Below are 18,004 nucleotides of genomic sequence, written 5' to 3' on the forward strand. Positions count from 1 at the left end.
GTCTTTTAGACCGGCGCGCCGGGGTGCCCGGCATGAATTGCGACGATCGGCCTCAGGTTACTGAGCGTGCCGTCGTCGCCGACATGGCCCGCGCACGACTCTCGTTTCCCAAAAAAGGAGAAAAAACGATGCTTAAAAACACATGGTTGGCTGGTGCGGTATTGGCCGGATTGCTCGCGGTATCCGGCGTGGCGCAGGCCGCAAGCGTGTCGTTCGTCCAACCGGCGGACGGCGCGACGGTCAGCAATCCCGTCCACGTGGTGTTCGGCGTCGACGGCATGAAGATCGCGCCGGCCGGCACGATGACGGAAGGCACGGGGCACCATCATCTGCTGGTGGACGGCAAGCCGCTGCCCAAGGGCGAGGTCATCCCGGCAAACGATAAGTCACTGCACTTCGGCAAGGGCCAGACCGAGACCGATCTGACGCTGCCGCCAGGCGACCACACGTTGACGCTGCAATTCGGCGACGGCGCGCATCGTTCGTATGGTCCGGAATTGAGCAAGACCATCACCGTGCACGTGAAATAAGACGCCGCACGAGACGGCCGGGCGCGCGCCAACGCACTCCGGCCATGCCAGCCGGCTTCTTCGCCCGATGCAGCGGTTTTTTCGCGTCTGGCAAGCCGGCCATTCGGCCTATCTCTTCCGGCAGACAGGCAGCCGCCCGCGCGCCCGGTACAATGGGCAGTTCCGACTCATCGCTGTCTTCTCCAATTCTCCATGTCGCTTTACACCATTACCGGAGCCCAACTGGCCTTCGGTCACGTCGCGTTGCTCGATCACGCGGATTTCTCTCTCGAAGCGGGCGAGCGCGTCGGGCTGATCGGCCGCAATGGCGCGGGCAAGTCGTCGCTGCTGAAGATCGTCGCCGATCTGACCAAGCCTGACGACGGGCTCGTCACGCGCCAGCAGAATCTGACCACGGTTTATGTGCCGCAGGAGCCGGAGTTCGACACGGACGACACGGTATTCGACGCGGTCGCCGCCGGCCTCACGCACGCTCGCGCGCTGCTGGACGAATACGACGCGGTCGCCAACCAGCTCGCCGACGAGCCGGAAGGCGCCGAGCACGACGCGCTCATGGCGCGCATGAACACGCTGCAGTCGTCGCTGGACCATTCGGACGCCTGGAACTGGAGCACGCGGGTTTCGACCACGTTGCAGCAGATCGGCCTGAACGGCGAGGCGCGGGTGGGTTCGCTGTCGGGCGGCATGCAAAAGCGCGTCGCGCTGGCGCGCGCGCTGGTCGTGCAGCCCGACGTGCTGCTGCTCGACGAGCCGACCAACCACCTCGATTTCGACGGCATCCGCTGGCTCGAAGACCTGCTGGTCTCGCTGCGCGCGGGCCTGCTCTTCATTACCCACGACCGTGCGTTTCTCGACCGCGTCGCCACGCGCATCGTCGAGCTGGACCGCGGGCGTTTGCTGTCGTATCCGGGCAATTTCAGCGCTTACCAGACGAGGAAGGCGCAGCAGCTCGAAGTCGAACAGGTGGAAGCGGCCAAGTTCGACAAGCTGCTCGCGCAGGAAGAGGTATGGATTCGCAAGGGCGTCGAAGCGCGCCGCACGCGCAGCGTCGGCCGGATCGCGCGGCTCGTGGAGATGCGCAACCAGCGCGCGGAACGCCGCAACGTGCAGGGCAACGTCAAACTCGACGTCGGCCAGGGCGAGAAGTCCGGCAAGATCGTCGCCGAATTGACCGACGTGACCAAACGCTACGGTTCGCGCACGGTGGTCGACAACTTCACCGCCACGGTCATGCGCGGCGACAAGATCGGCTTTGTCGGCCCGAACGGCGCGGGCAAGACCACGCTGCTCAAGATAATCCTCGGTGAACTGGCTCCGGACGAAGGCACGGTGCGCATCGGCACGAATCTGCAGGTTGCGTATTTCGACCAGATGCGCGCGCAGCTCGATCTGGAAAAGAGCCTCGCCGATACCATCAGCCCGGGCAGCGAGTGGGTCGAAGTCAACGGCCAGAAGAAGCACGTCATGAGCTATCTGGGCGACTTCCTGTTCGCGCCGGAGCGCGCGCGTTCGCCGGTCAAGTCGCTGTCGGGCGGCGAGCGTAATCGCCTGCTGCTCGCGCGTCTGTTCGCGCGCCCGGCCAACGTGCTGGTGCTGGACGAACCGACCAACGACCTCGATATTCCCACGCTCGAACTGCTCGAAGAACTGCTCACGGAATACGACGGCACGGTGCTGCTCGTCAGCCACGATCGCGCGTTCCTCGACAACGTCGCGACCTCGGTGATCGCCTCGGAAGGCGGCGGCAAGTGGCGCGAGTACGTCGGCGGCTTTACCGACTGGCAGATCCAGCGCGATCGCTCGCAGCAGATGGCGCTGGAGGCGCAGAAAGAAGCCGGCAAGGAAGCGGGTAAAGACGCGGCGCCGGCCAAAGACAGTTCCGCGGGCCGCAATACGCAACGTGCCGCGAAGCTGTCGTTCAAGGAGCAGCGCGAACTGGAGGCGCTGCCGCAGAAGATCGCCGCGCTTGAAGCGGAGCAGAAAACGATCGGCGCGCAACTCGAAGACGGTTCCGTATTCGCCAAAGATGCGCAGGAAGGCACGCGCCTGACCGAACGCTACGCCGCGATCGACGAAGAACTGCTGATCGCGCTCGAGCGCTGGGACGAGCTGGAGAACCGGCGCAAGTGACGTGTGGGGGCGAGGCGGGACTGCGCGGCGTCACCGCCGCCCCTTATCCAGACGGCTATTCCCGCGTGTCGCGAATTGCCGCCCGGATCGAAATCAGTAAAATACCCCGCGAACAGGCTTCCCCGGCGTTCGCACCCGCGTCGACGTTGCCCGGCCTGAGGGCCGGCTTCGAGCGGCCGTCGAGCGCGTCAACCGGAAGCCAGGCGACAAAACAGCTTGCCCGCACCACGGGCACCCCACCTAACCCCATTGTTTCGTTTCGCTTTTTTTGAAAACTCAACGCATTGTCCACGGACCTGTCCACAGCTCCTGTGGACAACGATGAACCGACGCATCCGAGTCAACCATGTCTACGAAAAAGCCAAACGCCGCGTATAGCGAAGCGTCGATCAAGGTGTTGAAGGGTCTGGAGCCGGTCAAGCAACGGCCCGGTATGTACACCCGCACCGAGAATCCGCTGCACATCATCCAGGAAGTTATCGACAACGCGTCGGACGAGGCCCTCGGCGGCTACGGCCGGCAAATCACGGTCACGCTGCACGCCGACCATTCGGTCTCGGTCGAAGACGACGGCCGCGGCATTCCATTCGGCCTGCATCCGGAGGAAGGCGTGCCGGTCGTCGAAATCGTGTTCACGCGCCTGCATGCGGGCGGCAAGTTCGACAAGGCCGCCGGCGGCGCGTACACGTTCTCGGGCGGCTTGCACGGCGTCGGCGTGTCCGTCACCAATGCGCTGTCCACGCGCCTCGACGTGACCGTTTGGCGCGAGGGCAAGATTGCCGAACTGAGTTTCGCCAATGGCGACGTCGCCAAGGAGCTCGAAGTGCGCCCCGCGGCGAAGGGCGACAAGAAATCCGGCACGCGCGTCACCGCGTGGGCCAATGCGAAGTACTTCGATTCGCCGAACCTGCCGCTCGGCGAATTGCAGCGTCTGCTGCGCTCGAAAGCGGTGCTGTTGCCGGGCGTGGAAGTCACGCTGATCAACGAGAAAACCGGCGAACAGCAAAGCTGGAAATACGAAGACGGTCTGCGCGGCTATCTGCTCGAAGGCATGAACGGCAGCGATCTGCTGATTCCGCTGTTCGAGGGCGAGCGTTATGTCGAAAACTCGCGCGCGAGCGAAGAGACTTTCGCGGAAGGCGAGGGCGCCTCGTGGGTCGTCGCGTGGAGCGAAGAAGGCCCGCTCATGCGCGAGTCGTACGTCAACCTGATTCCGACGCCCGCGGGCGGCACGCATGAATCCGGCTTGCGCGACGGTCTGTTCCAGGCGGTGAAGAGCTTCGTCGAGTTGCATAACCTGCAGCCGAAGGGCGTCAAGCTGCTCGCTGAAGACGTGTTCGCGCGCGTGTCGTTCGTGCTGTCGGCGAAGGTGCTCGATCCGCAATTCCAAGGGCAGATCAAAGAACGCCTGAATAGCCGCGACGCGGTCAAGCTGGTGTCGTCGTTCGCGCGGCCGGCACTGGAGTTGTGGCTGAACCAGCACGTCGAGCACGGCAAGAAACTCGCGGACCTCGTCATCAAGCAGGCGCAGGCGCGCACACGTGCCGGGCAGAAGGTCGAGAAGCGCAAGAGCTCGGGCGTCGCCGTGTTGCCGGGCAAGCTGACCGATTGCGAATCGACGGAAATCGGCCGCAACGAACTGTTTCTCGTCGAGGGCGACTCCGCGGGCGGTTCCGCGAAGATGGGCCGCGACAAGGAATATCAAGCCATCCTGCCGCTGCGCGGCAAGGTGCTGAATACGTGGGAAACCGAGCGCGACCGGCTGTTCGCCAATAACGAAGTGCACGACATTTCGGTGGCGATCGGCGTCGATCCGCATAGCCCGGACGACAAGGTCGATCTGTCGAATCTGCGCTACGGCAAGATCTGCATTCTGTCGGACGCTGACGTGGACGGTTCGCACATCCAGGTGCTGCTGCTCACGCTGTTCTTCAAGCATTTCCCGCAGCTGATAGAGCGTGGTCACGTGTGCGTGGCGCGCCCGCCGCTGTTCCGGGTCGACGCTCCCGCGCGGGGCAAGAAGCCCGCGCAAAAGCTGTATGCGCTCGACGAAGGCGAACTCGAAGCGATTCTCGACAAGCTGCGCAAGGACGGCGTGCGCGACACGCAGTGGTCCATCAGCCGCTTCAAGGGTCTCGGCGAAATGAGCGCGGAGCAGTTGTGGGACACCACCATGAACCCCGATACGCGGCGCCTAACTCCTGTCGCGCTCGGCGAACTCGACTACGACGCCACGGTCGCGCGCATGACCATGTTGATGGGCAAGGGCGAAGCGGCGTCGCGGCGCAGCTGGCTGGAAGAAAAGGGCAACGAAGTGGAAGCGGATATCTGAGCGCCTTTTAAGGTGCACTCACTCCGCACGAAAACTTCACGCCAAACACGGATACGGAATCTAGATGGACGACGATAACACTCTCGACCTTTTCACCGAGCCGCCGCCCCCGGAAGGCGACTTTCTCACGCTCGGCAATTACGCGGAACGCGCGTACCTCGACTATGCGGTGAGCGTGGTCAAGGGCCGCGCGCTGCCGGATGTGTGCGACGGGCAAAAGCCGGTTCAGCGCCGCATCCTGTTCGCGATGAACGACATGGGCCTCTCCGACAACGCGAAGCCGGTCAAGTCGGCGCGCGTGGTCGGCGACGTGCTCGGCAAGTATCACCCGCACGGCGACCAGTCCGCGTACGACGCGCTGGTGCGCCTCGCGCAAGACTTCTCGATGCGCTATCCGCTGATCGACGGTCAGGGCAATTTCGGTTCGCGCGACGGCGACGGCGCGGCGGCCATGCGGTACACCGAAGCGCGCCTCACGCCGATCTCGAAACTGCTGCTCGATGAGATCAATCAGGGCACGGTCGATTTCATGCCTAACTACGACGGCTCGTCCGAGGAGCCGAGGCTGTTGCCGGCCCGCTTGCCGTTCGTGTTGCTGAACGGCGCGTCGGGCATCGCGGTGGGTTTGGCCACGGAAATTCCGTCGCACAATCTGCGCGAGGTGGCGGCTGCAACGGTTGCGATGATCCGCAATCCGAAGATTTCGCACGCGGAATTGATGCAGCACATCGCCGGGCCGGACTTCCCGGGCGGCGGTCAGATCATTTCGAGCGACACCGAAATTTCCGCCGCGTACGAAAGCGGCCGCGGCAGCCTGAAGGTGCGGGCGCGCTGGAAGATCGAAGAACTCGCGCGCGGCCAGTGGCAACTGGTGATCACCGAATTGCCACCGAATACCGCGGCGCAGAAAGTGCTCGAAGAAATCGAAGAGCAGACCAACCCGAAGATCAAGCTCGGCAAGAAGGCGCTCACCCCCGAACAGCTGCAAACCAAGCAGACCATGCTGGCGCTGCTCGATGCCGTGCGTGACGAGTCCGGCCGGGACGCACCCGTGCGCCTCGTGTTCGAACCGAAGTCGAGCCGCATCGACCAGACAGATTTCGTCAACACGCTGCTCGCGCATACGAGCCTCGAATCGAACGCGTCGCTCAATATGGTCATGGTCGGCGGCGACGGCCGGCCGCGTCAGAAGGGCTTGAGCGAAATCCTGCACGAGTGGATCGCGTTCCGTTTCGCGACGGTGACGCGCCGCACGCGTCATCGTTTGACGAAGGTCGACGACCGGATTCACATCCTCGAAGGCCGGATGATCGTCTTTTTGAATATCGACGAAGTCATCCGCATCATTCGCGAGTCGGACGAGCCGAAGGTCGCGTTGATGGCCGCGTTCGGCTTGTCCGATCGCCAGGCCGAAGACATTCTTGAAATCCGCCTGCGTCAGTTGGCGCGGCTCGAGAAGATCAAGATCGAGAAGGAGCTGGCAGAACTGCGCGACGAGAAGGCCAAGCTGGAAGAACTGCTCGGCAGCGAATCGGCAATGAAGCGCCTGCTCATCAAGGAAATCGAGGGCGACGCCAAGCAATACGGCGACGAGCGCCGCACGCTCATCCAGCAGGAAAAGCGCGCAACGTTCGAAGCACGCGTGGTCGACGAACCGGTCACGGTGGTGGTGTCGCAGAAGGGCTGGGTGCGCGCGCTGAAGGGCCACGGGCTCGACGCGGCGGGCTTTACCTTCAAGGCCGGCGACGGGCTGTACGCGGCCTTCCAGTGCCGCACGCCGGACACGCTGGTCGCGTGGGGCAGCAACGGCCGCGTCTATTCGGTTGCGGTCGCCACGCTGCCGGGCGGCCGCGGTGACGGCGTGCCGGTCACGTCGCTGATCGAACTGGAGTCGGGCAGCCATCTAATGCATTACTACGCGGCGTCCGCGGATCAGGCGTTGCTGCTCGCTTCGAGCAACGGCTTCGGCTTCATCGCCAAGGTCGGCGACATGGTGAGCCGCGTGAAGGCCGGCAAGTCGTTCATGACGATCGACGCGGGCGCCGCACCGCTCGCGCCGATGCCGATGCTGCCGGATGCGACGCACATTGCGTGTCTTTCCTCGGGCGGGCGCCTGCTGGTGTTCGGCCTTGACGAGATGAAGACGCTCTCCGGCGGCGGTCGCGGCGTCACCTTGATGGCGCTCGACGACAATGAAACGCTCGCGCAGGCGCTCGCCATCAACAACGCGGGTGTCGTGTTGATCGGCACGCGCCGTGGCGGCCGCGTGGATGAAGAAAAGGTGAGCGGCGCGGCGCTCGCGCCGCATATCGGCAAGCGGGCGCGCAAGGGCCGCACGCCCGAGAGCAAGATGAAGCTCGAAGGCATGCGTCCGGTGCTGGCCGTTTAACAAAGCTTGACGCAGGAACACGGCGAGCGTCTGCTAGCATGCGAGGCGCTTGTCGTGCGCAGTATCAAATCGGGGTGCAGCCTGGCCATTGCGGTGGACTGCTGCGATAACAACTACAACACGACGTGAAAGCCACGAGTGCAGCGGAACTGCGTGCGGACTGCGTGGTCGAATGGGCTCTCAAGAAAACGCCGGGTCGTCGCGCGTTTTCCGCCCCGTAGAAGGTCCCGTTGGGGGAATTGCTTTCGCCCGGGGGCCTGGCGCGAGGCGCCGGGTTTGAGCGCATTTCATTTAATAGCCGCTGCTAATAGCACTCTGCACAAGCGGTGTGGCGTCGTCGGGAGAGGAAAACAACATGAACAAGGCTATCGAACTCGCGCTCTTTCTACATCTGCTCGCGGTTGCGGTGTGGGTAGGTGGAATGGTGTTCGCCCATTTCTGTCTGCGTCCGGCGATTGCCGATCTCTCGCCTCAATTACGCTTGCCTCTGTGGGAGTCGGTGTTCGGCCGCTTCTTCAATTGGGTCGCCGCGTCAGTGCTGGTGATTCTCCTCACCGGCGGATTTCTGCTCATGCAATTCGGCGGCGGCCATGCCACCTGGCCGCTGCATGCCATGGCGGGTCTCGGCATCGTGATGATGCTGATCTTTGGGCACATTCGGTTTGCCGTGTTCCCGCGCATCCGTCGCGCGGTGCAGGCGCAAAAATGGCCGGATGGCGCGCGGGCCGTCGGCACGATCCGTCGTCTGGTGCTGATCAATATCGTGCTCGGCGTGGTGACGATCGGCGTTGCGGTGCTCTCGCGCGGCTTCTGAACCCGCTACGCTATTTGAAAGCCGCTAGCCGCTAGCCGCTAGCCGCGCAGCGACACTGCCGCGCAGCTAGCGGCCATCAAGCGCGGCCTTCTCCACGCACGCCACCGTCTAGATCAGCTCGCCATACGCGAGCCACAACCCGCACACCGCCGCTACCGTCCCGTACACCACGTACACCGGCACCTTCAGCTTCGCGAAGCACATGCCGGAGAACAGCGCGGTCATCAGATAAACCGGGCTGAACGGCACATGCCCGGCAATGCGAAGCACGGCCACCGCGAGAAACGCGGTAGTAACCGCGCGCAGCATCCGCATGCCGTGCTCGAATCGCGGATTGGCCTTCAACTGATGCAGATGCCGTTGCGCAAGCACGACGAGGCAACCCGACGGCACGAATAGCGCGAGCGTGGCAATCAGCGCACCCACCCAGCCATCCACCAGATAGCCGAAGAACGGCACCACGTTTAGGAGCGGCCCGGGCGATAACGGCGACAACGAGAACGCCAGTGTGAAGTCGTTATCGGAGACGCCGATCGCCGGCGTGACGAACAGCGTCTTGAGCACCGGCAACGCCGAGAAGCCACCGCCGAACAGGGTCATGCCGGCGCCGGCGAGCCGCGGCCACAACAGCGCCAGGTCATAGCGATGCGGCAGCGGCAGCGCGAACAGCACGAGGAATCCGCACAGGGCGGTCAGCATCTGCCAGTCGCCACGCGCCAACGAGACGACAAGAGGCGCGTTGCGAACCGGGCTCACCAGCCAGCCGGTGCCGAAGGCCGCGCCCAGCATGAGGACATACGCCGCCGGACTGTGCGCATAGAAGAGCGCCACGCAACCGAGCACCGTCGCGAGCCATTCGAGCTTGCCGCGCACCAGCGCGCGCGTCTGCTTGTACCAGGTGATCGCGATCAGCGTGGCCAGCACGACGCTGAAGTGATTGAGCAAGGTTTGCGAGGCGGCGGCGCGCACGAGCGGCGTGCGGTAGAAGATCGCGAACAGCGTCATCAGCATGAAGAAGGGCAGTACGCTGGCAATGCCCGCGATCCACGCGCCGGCGCGTCCACGCAGCGCATGCCCCAATTGCACGGCGACATTGCAGCCCACCGGGCCGGGCACCATCCAGGCGAGCGCGATCAGATCGGAGAACGCGACGCGCGAGAGGCGGCCTTTGCGCTCGACGTAATGGTTTTCGAGTTGCGCCATGAGGGCGAGGCCGCCCCATGACAACGCCGACAGGCCGAACACGACCCGGAACAGCGTCCATAGCGGTTCCCGTTCCCCTCGTCTGGCAGCATCCTGGCTCGTGGTCGTCTGCATGGCGCCGCAAGCGCCCGGCAGGCGGGCGCCGTCCTGTGAGATCTTCTTGGTGATTCGACGCGGCCGGTAGCGGCATCGCGCTGTGACCAGTACAGCGAGAATGTAGCGGGTTTGCGGCGTCGCGGGTAGATCATCCGCGACGACCCGTGTGGCCCGTGGCGTTCAGGTGCCGGTGCTGGACACGCTGGTGGTGCTGTCGGTTTCGTGCCCGGCGCGCCGGGCAGGGACGGTTAAACCGCAGACGCCGAAGCGCTCGAGCAGCGCCGGAATCGCGTCCACCGGCACGGGACGCGAGAACAGGAAGCCCTGCGCCTCGATATGGCCGAGCGCGGCGAGCCAGGCAATCTGCTCTTCGGTCTCCGTACCTTCGACCACCACCGTGAGCCCGAGCGAGCGTGCCAGGTTGACGATCGCGGTGACCATCACGCAGACGCTGCGGTCGCCTGGAATTGCCTGGATGAACGAACGGTCCACTTTCAGCGTGTCCACCGAGAAACGGTTCAGGTACGACAGCGACGAGTAGCCGGTGCCGAAATCGTCGAGCGCGATGCGCACGCCGAGGCGCTTCAACGCGAAGATTTTCTCCGAGACGAGTTCGGGATATTCCATCATCGCCGTTTCGGTGATTTCAAGTTCGAGGCGGCGCGCGGAAATGCCGCTTTCCTCGATGGCGTGCGAGATGGTTTCGTACAGGTCGCCGCGCCAGAATTGCACCGCCGAAATGTTCACCGCGAGCGACAGCGTGTCGTAGCCCTGTTGCTGCCACAGCGCAAGTTGACGGCAGGCGGTTTCGATCACGAAGTCGCCGATCGGCACGATGAGGCCGGTCGATTCGGCAACCGGAATGAACTCGTTGGCCGGAATCAAGCCGTGCTGCGGATGATTCCAGCGCACCAGCGCCTCGAAGCCGGTGATGCAGCGGCGCGTCAGATCGATCTTCGGCTGATAGGCGAGGAACAGTTGCCCTTCAGCGAGCGCCACGCGCAATTGCTGCTCCCACTTCATCAGATGATCGGCGCGATGCGACAGTTGCGGTGAGTAGAACTGATAGCAGTTCTTGCCCGCGTCTTTCGCGCTGTACATGGCGAGGTCCGCTTTTTTCAGCAGGTCGATCTCGCTTTCGTTGGCCACCGAGTAGAGCGCGATGCCGATGCTCGCATGCAGCACGAACGAACTGCCGCGAACTTCGAACGGTTTGTCGAACGCTTCGGCCGCGGCTTCGGCCAGCTTGACGGCGCGCTTCTCGACGTCCTCGCCCTTGATCACGACGACGAACTCGTCGCCGCCGATGCGGCTCAACGCGCCGCCGTCGGCCACCGCGGCGGCGAGCCGCGAGGCTGTCATTTGCAGCACGATGTCGCCGGCGTTGTGGCCGAGCGTGTCGTTGACGGTCTTGAAGTTGTCGAGGTCGATAAAGAGAATCGCGAGGTGGCCGAGATTGGCCGGCTGCGCGACGTCGTGCCGCAGGCTTTGCAGCGTCGCGTAGCGATTGCGCAAGCCGGTGAGCAGATCGTATTCGACGAGGTGAGTCATCTCGCGCTCGCGGCCGAGCAGCTTGCCGATCAGGCCGGTCGCCACGGCAAAGAAGCTCAGCATGGCGAGCGAGATGAAGCCCGCCATCAGCAGATAGACGTTGCGCGTGTGGTTGTAGTCGGCGAATTCTTCCGCTTGCGACAAGCCCACCAGTACACCGAGCGGATAGCCGTCGATATGCCGGTACGACACGATGCGCGTGACGTTGTCGATCGAATCGACGTAGGTGCCCGACACATGCTCCGAGGTCGGATAGGAGCCGCTTGCGGAGAAGGCGCCGCTCGCGGTGTCGGCGGTGCCGGTGCGCCGCGCGAGCACGGCGCCGTTGTCGGAGATCACCGCGATCACGCCTTCACGGCCAATCGCCGCGTTGTTATAAAAATCGCTCGTGAAATAGCTGGGGTCTTCGGAGACCACTACGACGCCCGCGAACGAGCCGTCCGGATGATTCAAACGCCGCGTCATCTGCAAAGTCCAGTGGCCGGACACACGGCCGAGCACGGGCTTGCTGATATACAACTGGTCGTCGTTCTCGTGTTCGTGGACCTTGAAGTGTTCGCGGTCGGACAGGTCGATGCGCTTGGGATTGAGTTCGGCCGTGTTGGCGATCAGCGTGCCGTGCTCGTCGATCAACGAAACTTGCACGAGCGTTTCGCTTTGCACGACGCCTTTTTCCACCGTGCTCGCGAGATCGAAATGATTCGGCGTTTTCTCGAACTCGAACTTGACGAAGCGGGTGATCTGGTCGACCTGGTGAATCGCCTTGACCGTGTGCTGTTCCAGTGCTGCGGAGAGAATCGCAGCAGAGGCCATGGCCTCACGATAAGTGGCTTCTTTCTCGACCGACAGACGCGCGAAGATCACCGTCCAAAGCAGGATCAGGACCAATATGCCGAGCGCGGGAATGGCGAGAAACGCGCGACGGCGCGACACCGCGGGGTCGCGGCGGGATTTGGCTTCGCGCTGGTCTGAGAAGCGGGATTGGCTCATCGGGCGGCCCGTGCCTGGGTACCGGCCGGTAACAAACGCGCGAGAATTGACTGCGCTAGATTCATGGGTGGCTGCATGGTGACCAAGGTGCCGGGACTGCTGCGCAGAATAAAGGAGCGTGGCGCCGTGCCTGACCATCCGCGGGTCATCGGGTACGTTTCGATATTACTTAATGCCACTGGATTAAGGAAGGGTCCGGGCATCGGGTATACGCGGGCGCGGCAAGCCGCCCCATGGGGCGAATCTGGCAGCCGGCGTGGACCGTCTTGAAGGCGCGGTGTGGCGGTCGTATTCGAGTATTTCATCGGCAATCGGCGCTCCGGCGCTTCGGCATTCAGGTGTGCCAGGCCTTTCCCCATGCACCGCGCATTCAATCGTGCGCACGATGCGGCATTCTGTGGTCGAGCGTGGCAAGGCTGGGTGAACCCCGGACTCGTTACGTTTGCGAGCCGGTGTCCATGTTCGCGCTACGCAAGTAGCGCGCCGGTCAGGGCAGGCGGAAGGTACCGTCGACGATCGTCACCGACGAACCGCCAACCCATGTCTTGCCGCGTTGCCGAAGGGGGCTTCCCTCGGGGCGTGCATCGTCGTAGTGCACGCACACCTGGCCGGCACGGCCTAGCGCGGTGCCTTGACGCACCGAATAATGCGCGCCGGGGCGCAACTGCTGGGCGCTCAGGAGGCCTGCGAGCGCCGCATTGGCGCTGCCGGTCACAGGGTCTTCACCCAGGCCGAAGCTGCCTCCGGACATCAGGCAGCGCACCTCGAAGGTGGCCGGGCCATCGGCCTCGTGCGGGCCATAGACGGCGAGCCCGTGGGTATTCACGGAACGCACGATCTCGGCGAGTGCGGCGGCATCGGGATCCAGCGCAAGGCACTCGCGCGCCGAATTGACGCGCACCACGAGCCACGGCGCGCCGTTGTCGACCGCGCAGGGTGCCGCGCTGAAATCGATCGCATCGCTACGCAAAGCCGCAGACAGCGCCGCGTAGCGATCCTCGCCAAGCGGCGTGACGCGCGCGGGCGGCGCGGCGAAGGCCCACGCGCCGTGCGGCTCGGACAGCGCCTCCAGTTCGACGAGCCCTACGCCGCACTGCTGCACGAGCTTGCCGGCCTGCTTCGGCGGATAGCCGCTTTCGAGCAACGCGTGCGCGGTGCCGAGCGTCGGATGACCGGCGAACGGCAATTCGCCATGCGTGGTGAAGATGCGCACACGATAGTCGGCGGCCGGGTCGGTGGGCTTCAACAGGAACGTTGTTTCCGACAGATTGGTCCAGTGGGCGATGGCCTGCATCTGATTCGCGTCGAGTGTGTCGGCGTCGAACACGACGGCAAGCGGATTGCCTTTGAATGGCACCGACGTGAATACGTCGACCTGTTTGAAACGGACAGTGTGAGCGGGCATGGGGCGCGGTCCGGCGAATCAAACGAATGAATAGGGTTGGCGGATTCTATCCGCTGACGGCGGAACGATCTACCTCACCACAAATGCAAAACGCGCCGCGGGTGGCTGACACCTCGCGACGCGTTTCGTTGCGCACTGCGCCGGGCGAACCGGCAGCCGTTGCGGGCCGCTCCTGCCATGCGGCTCGCGGGTTCGAGCGGGTTACTCCACTTCGGCGATCAGCTCGATCTCGACGCACGCGCCGAGCGGGATCTGCGCGACGCCGAATGCCGAGCGCGCATGCTTGCCACGTTCGCCGAACACATCGGCGATCAGTTCGGACGCGCCGTTGGTGACCAGATGCTGTTCGGTGAATTCGAGCGTCGAGTTGACGAGACTCATCAGCTTGACGATGCGCGTGACGCGGTTCAGGTCGCCCACATGCGCGTGCAGCGTGGCGAGCAGGTCGATGGCGATGGAACGCGCGGCGGCTTTGCCTTCCTCGGTGGTGAGGGTGGCGCCGAGCTTGCCGACCCATACCTTGCCGTCCTTCTTGGCGATATGCCCGGACAGATACACCGTGTTGCCGCTTTGCGCGCTCATCACATAGGCGGCTGCCGGCGCGCCTGCGCTCGGCAATTCGATGCCCAGTTGCTCGAGCTTGTCGTACACATTCGTTTGAGCCATGTTGTGTCCTTGATCAGTAGTGAAGTTCGGTTGACGCGAGGCGGGCGAAGACCGCGCTAAAAAACGCTCAGATCTTCGCGCGAATCAGCGCGGCGAGCCGCGACACGCCTTCGTCGATCTTGGCCGGCGGCACCGTGACGAACGACAGACGCAGCGTGTTGTGTTGCGCCTCGTTCGCGAAGAAGGGGCCGCCCGGCACGAACGCGACGTTCTGCGCGACCGCTTCTTCGAGCAGCTTCATGCTGTCGATCTGCGCGGGCAGATTCACCCACACGAACATGCCGCCTTCCGGGCGGTTCCAGCTGACACCTTCCGGCATGTAGCGTTCGAGCGCGGCCAGCATCGCCGCGCATTGATCGCGATAGAGTTCGCGAATGGTCGGCACGTGCGTGTCGAGAAAGCCGTCCTTGATCACTTCGTACACGATGCGCTGGGTGAAGCTCGGTGTGTGCAGGTCGGTGGCTTGCTTGGCTTGCACGAGTTTGAAGATCAGCTCTTCGGGCGCGATGATGTAGCCGACCCGCAGACCCGGCGCCAGCACCTTCGAGAACGAACCGAGGTGGACGATATGGTCCGGCGCCATCGACAGCATGGTGGGCAGCGGTTCGCCCGCGTAGTCGAGCGCGCCGTACGGATCGTCTTCAATGACCGGGAACGGCGCGGTCTTCGCGAACTCGGCGAGCGCGCGGCGGCGTTCGACCGGCAGGCGGCGGCCCGTCGGATTCTGGAAATTGGGCTGGGCGTACAACAGGCGCGCGCCGGCGGTCAGTTCGGGCGTGAGCGCTTCGGGGATGAGGCCCTGGTCGTCGGTCGGCACTTGCACGTAACGCGGCTCGTACATCGAGAACGATTGCAGCGCGCCGAGGTAGGTCGGCGTTTCCACCAGTACCGGGCTGTCCGGGCACACCAGCACTTTGCCGAGCAGGTCCAACGCCTGCTGGGAGCCGGTGGTGATCAGCACCTGGCTCGGGCGAATCTGTGCGCCGTTGACCGAATAGCGCTTCGCGATCCATTCGCGCAGCGGCAGGAAGCCTTCAGTCGCGCTGTATTGCAGCGCCGCGGCCGGCTCGTCGCGCAGAATGCGGTCGGCTGCCGCGCGCATGCGTTCGGCCGGGAAGGTAGCCGGCGAGGGTAAGCCACCCGCGAACGAAATGACTTCAGGCCGCTCCGTGACCTTCAGAATCTCGCGGATCGCCGAGCTCGTGAGCTTGCGTGCGCGTTCGGACAATTGCCACGTGGGGGCTTTCAAGTCGCTTTGGTCCATGGTCTCCTCTGCTGGTACTGGAACCGGTCAAAACTTCGATTATCGCGCGAGTCGGCGACCCGCGCGCGCTGCTTATTTAAGGGTCCGTAGACCGTCGGGTGTTTCAAACTCGGCGACGAGCGCCGGCGCGCCTTCCGTGGACTGCAACTCGATCAGGTGCGCCGCACCCAGCCACCGCAGTTGCGCCGCCACCGTCTCGGCTTGCGGATGCACGCCCTTCAGGGACTTCAGCGAAATGCCCGTTTCCGGCAGCACCGCCGACGGATGCCGCACCGTGTCCCACTGAATCAGCGAGGGCAGCACACCGTCGCCGACGCCTTGCCAGGCGGGGAATGCGCCGTCGTCGGGCACGGTCAGGCCCCAGGTGAAATCGCCGCGCGTCATCGGAATCACCGGAGCGATGCGCTGCGGATACTGCGCTTGCCACGTCGGGAGGTGTTTCGGCCGCTCGACCCGGGCGACCCAGTGCGACAGATATGGCCCGTTTTCGAGCCGCGCGTGCGTGGCCGGGTCGTCGAGGGCGAACAGGCGGGCGCGCGGCGCGTCGCCGCCTGCAGGCCCATTGTTCGGTGACGCGGCCAGCGGATCGATCGCGATCACTTCCAGATACACGCCGCCCCACAGGTTCAGCAGGCGGTTGTGCGTGCGCATCAACGGATGCGCGCCGCCGCCGGCCGGGGCGACGCCAAGCGTGTCGGCGACGTACTGCGTGCCCTCGTCGAGGGTGCGGGCGGAAATCACGAGGTGATCGAGGCGGAGCGGGTGAGCAGTCATGACGGATCGAGGAAACGGTTTCTGCGGTAAACCGGTACGTGCCGGGTGTGGCGGCGGCGTTGCCGGGGCCGTAAGCATAACCGTTTGCCGGATCGGCGGGCCATGCGGATGGCGTTTCGGCAGGGTTTTGCCGGATCACGCGTGGATCCCGGGATGGCTGTCTAAGCGCCGCCGGACTGCGTCCCATCCTTTGCTTATCTCAAATGTAGCGGCGCCCACCGGCACAGTAACGGTACAATCGATTCGATACTGTTCGGTACAGTTGGAGCCCGTTATGTCCGTCCCGCTTGCCCAGATTCCCGCCCCGCACGACACCGCGTCGCTGACGCTGGTGGAGCAGCTCGTCCAGTGGGCGCGCCGTCGTATCGAGGAACGCGTGTTCCGCCCGGGCATGCGCATGCCGTCGATCCGCAAGCTCGCGCTCGACAAGGGCGTGTCGCGTTTTACCGTGGTCGAGGCGTACGAACGGCTGGTGGCGCAGGGTTTTCTGGAGTCGCGGCGCGGTTCCGGGTTCTATGTGCGCGAGCGGCTGGCCGCCGCGGCCTCCGCCGAGATTCATCGGCTCGCCGAGGCGGCCCCCGCGCCCGCCACCATCGACGTGGTCTGGCTGCTGCGCAACATGCTGCACACCGGCGCACGTCCGGAGCGCAGTCCCGGCCTCGGTTATCTGCCGGCGCGCTGGCTCGACGGCGATCTGATCACCAACGCGCTGCGCACTCTCGGCCGGCAAAGCGGCGCGCAAATGCTCGGTATCGGTACGCCGCAGGGCTTCCTGCCGCTGCGTCAGCAGTTGCAGACGCGGCTGGAAGAGTTGGAGATCGGCGCTTCGCCGGATCAGATCGTGATGGTGTCCGGCATCACCCAGGCCATCGACCTGATCTCGCGCATCTACGTGAAACCCGGCGATGCGGTGATCGTCGGCGATCCGGCGTGGTTCCAGATGTTCGGGCGTTTCGCCTCGCAGGGCGCGCGGCTGGTCGGCATGCCGTACACGCCGGACGGCCCCGATCTCGATGCGCTCGAGTCGCTCGTGCAGACCTGGCGGCCGAAAATGCTGGTGATCAATTCGGTGCTGCAGAACCCCACCGGCACGTCGCTCACGGCGGCCCAGGCGTTCCGTATTCTGCGTCTTGCCGAAGCGTACGACTTCATCGTCGTCGAGGACGATATTTACGGCGATCTGTGTCCGCCGAGCTATCCCGGCACGCGGCTCGCGAGCCTCGACCAGTTGAAGCGCGTGATCTACCTCGGCAGTTTCTCGAAAACGCTTGCACCGAATCTGCGGGTCGGCTTCATTGCCTGCGCGCCTGAGGTGGCCATCGCGGTCAGCGACCAGAAGATGCTGGTCGGCATGACGAGCCCGGAACTGAACGAGCGTGTGCTATACAAGATTCTGACCGAAGGCCACTACCGGCGGCATGTCGAGCGCCTGCGCGTGCGGCTCGACGGCGTGCGCGAGAAGTCCGTGCGGATGCTGGAGAAGACCGGGCTGAAACTGTTCCTGACGCCGATGGCCGGCATGTTCCTGTGGGCCGACACGGGCGTCGATGCCGACGCGCTGGCGGCCGCCGGCCACGAAGCCGGCTTCCTGCTCACGCCCGGCAGCCTGTTCTCACCGCAGCAGTCGCCGACCACCTGGATGCGCTTCAATATCGCCAACTGCGGTGACCCGGAGCTGGCGACGTTTCTGTGCCGCTATCTCGACAGCGTGGCGCGGCGCGCCTCTTGAAACCGCGCCGGCTCGCCCCCAATTAGGCGGACGATCCGGCGTACCGCGGCTCGCGGCTCCGGTGGCCGGCCCACCGGCGGCCGGCGGCACGCCGGCGGGCAGCCCGCAACGAACGGCGCCGCGCCCGACTT

13 protein-coding genes are annotated in these 18,004 nt (G+C 64.5%); 6 read left to right on the top strand and 7 right to left on the bottom strand.

Annotation, left to right across the window (positions count from 1 at the left end; all coding sequences use genetic code 11):
* Positions 1 to 128: 128 nt before the first annotated feature.
* Together P0D70_RS05275 and P0D70_RS05280 are read left to right on the top strand one after the other, a co-directional pair.
* Positions 129 to 530 (top strand): DUF4399 domain-containing protein, encoded by a 402-nt coding sequence (locus tag P0D70_RS05275; protein ID WP_091796180.1) that lies wholly within the window; start codon positions 129 to 131, stop codon positions 528 to 530.
* A gap of 192 nt (positions 531 to 722) precedes the next feature.
* Positions 723 to 2,660 (top strand): ATP-binding cassette domain-containing protein, encoded by a 1,938-nt coding sequence (locus P0D70_RS05280; RefSeq protein ID WP_091796178.1) that lies wholly within the window; start codon positions 723 to 725, stop codon positions 2,658 to 2,660.
* 55 nt (positions 2,661 to 2,715) lie between these two features.
* On the opposite strand, the gene P0D70_RS05285 is transcribed toward P0D70_RS05280, so the two are convergent.
* On the bottom strand, positions 2,716 to 2,952 hold the full coding sequence (locus P0D70_RS05285; protein WP_143048318.1) for a hypothetical protein: 237 nt from the start codon (positions 2,950 to 2,952) through the stop codon (positions 2,716 to 2,718).
* A gap of 54 nt (positions 2,953 to 3,006) precedes the next feature.
* Here P0D70_RS05285 and P0D70_RS05290 point away from each other — a divergent pair, with 54 nt between their 5' ends.
* From P0D70_RS05290 to P0D70_RS05300, 3 genes are all read left to right on the top strand, one after another.
* Complete coding sequence (locus P0D70_RS05290; RefSeq protein ID WP_408183308.1) at positions 3,007 to 4,992, top strand: DNA topoisomerase IV subunit B; 1,986 nt, start codon at positions 3,007 to 3,009, stop codon at positions 4,990 to 4,992.
* A 64-nt stretch (positions 4,993 to 5,056) separates the two neighbouring features.
* Complete coding sequence (gene parC / locus P0D70_RS05295; RefSeq protein ID WP_091796174.1) at positions 5,057 to 7,381, top strand: DNA topoisomerase IV subunit A; 2,325 nt, start codon at positions 5,057 to 5,059, stop codon at positions 7,379 to 7,381.
* 355 nt (positions 7,382 to 7,736) lie between these two features.
* Positions 7,737 to 8,195, top strand: a complete 459-nt coding sequence (locus P0D70_RS05300; protein WP_012432243.1) for a CopD family protein — start codon at positions 7,737 to 7,739, stop codon at positions 8,193 to 8,195.
* A 108-nt stretch (positions 8,196 to 8,303) separates the two neighbouring features.
* Here P0D70_RS05300 and P0D70_RS05305 read toward each other — a convergent pair whose 3' ends face one another.
* The 6 genes from P0D70_RS05305 to P0D70_RS05330 form a co-directional block, all read right to left on the bottom strand.
* Complete coding sequence (locus P0D70_RS05305; RefSeq protein WP_408183311.1) at positions 8,304 to 9,512, bottom strand: chromate transporter; 1,209 nt, start codon at positions 9,510 to 9,512, stop codon at positions 8,304 to 8,306.
* Between the two features lie 162 nt (positions 9,513 to 9,674).
* Positions 9,675 to 12,035: a bifunctional diguanylate cyclase/phosphodiesterase gene (locus tag P0D70_RS05310; protein WP_408183550.1), complete on the bottom strand. Its 2,361-nt coding sequence runs from the start codon at positions 12,033 to 12,035 to the stop codon at positions 9,675 to 9,677.
* A gap of 487 nt (positions 12,036 to 12,522) precedes the next feature.
* On the bottom strand, positions 12,523 to 13,440 hold the full coding sequence (locus tag P0D70_RS05315; RefSeq protein ID WP_408183314.1) for a PhzF family phenazine biosynthesis protein: 918 nt from the start codon (positions 13,438 to 13,440) through the stop codon (positions 12,523 to 12,525).
* Between the two features lie 201 nt (positions 13,441 to 13,641).
* Positions 13,642 to 14,106: a RidA family protein gene (locus tag P0D70_RS05320; RefSeq protein WP_091796166.1), complete on the bottom strand. Its 465-nt coding sequence runs from the start codon at positions 14,104 to 14,106 to the stop codon at positions 13,642 to 13,644.
* A gap of 67 nt (positions 14,107 to 14,173) precedes the next feature.
* The gene (locus P0D70_RS05325) at positions 14,174 to 15,370 is read right to left on the bottom strand and encodes an aminotransferase-like domain-containing protein (RefSeq protein WP_408183317.1); all 1,197 of its coding nucleotides are present in this window, start codon (positions 15,368 to 15,370) and stop codon (positions 14,174 to 14,176) included.
* 72 nt (positions 15,371 to 15,442) lie between these two features.
* Positions 15,443 to 16,144 carry a VOC family protein gene (locus P0D70_RS05330; protein WP_408183320.1) on the bottom strand — a complete coding sequence of 234 codons (702 nt, stop codon included), beginning with the start codon at positions 16,142 to 16,144 and terminating at the stop codon, positions 15,443 to 15,445.
* 274 nt (positions 16,145 to 16,418) lie between these two features.
* Between P0D70_RS05330 and P0D70_RS05335 the strand changes: the two genes are divergently transcribed.
* Positions 16,419 to 17,873 (top strand): aminotransferase-like domain-containing protein, encoded by a 1,455-nt coding sequence (locus tag P0D70_RS05335; RefSeq protein ID WP_408183322.1) that lies wholly within the window; start codon positions 16,419 to 16,421, stop codon positions 17,871 to 17,873.
* The last annotated feature ends 131 nt before the right edge of the window (positions 17,874 to 18,004 follow it).

Source organism: Paraburkholderia sp. RL17-381-BIF-C, from assembly GCF_046026435.1.
Lineage (GTDB): Bacteria > Pseudomonadota > Gammaproteobacteria > Burkholderiales > Burkholderiaceae > Paraburkholderia.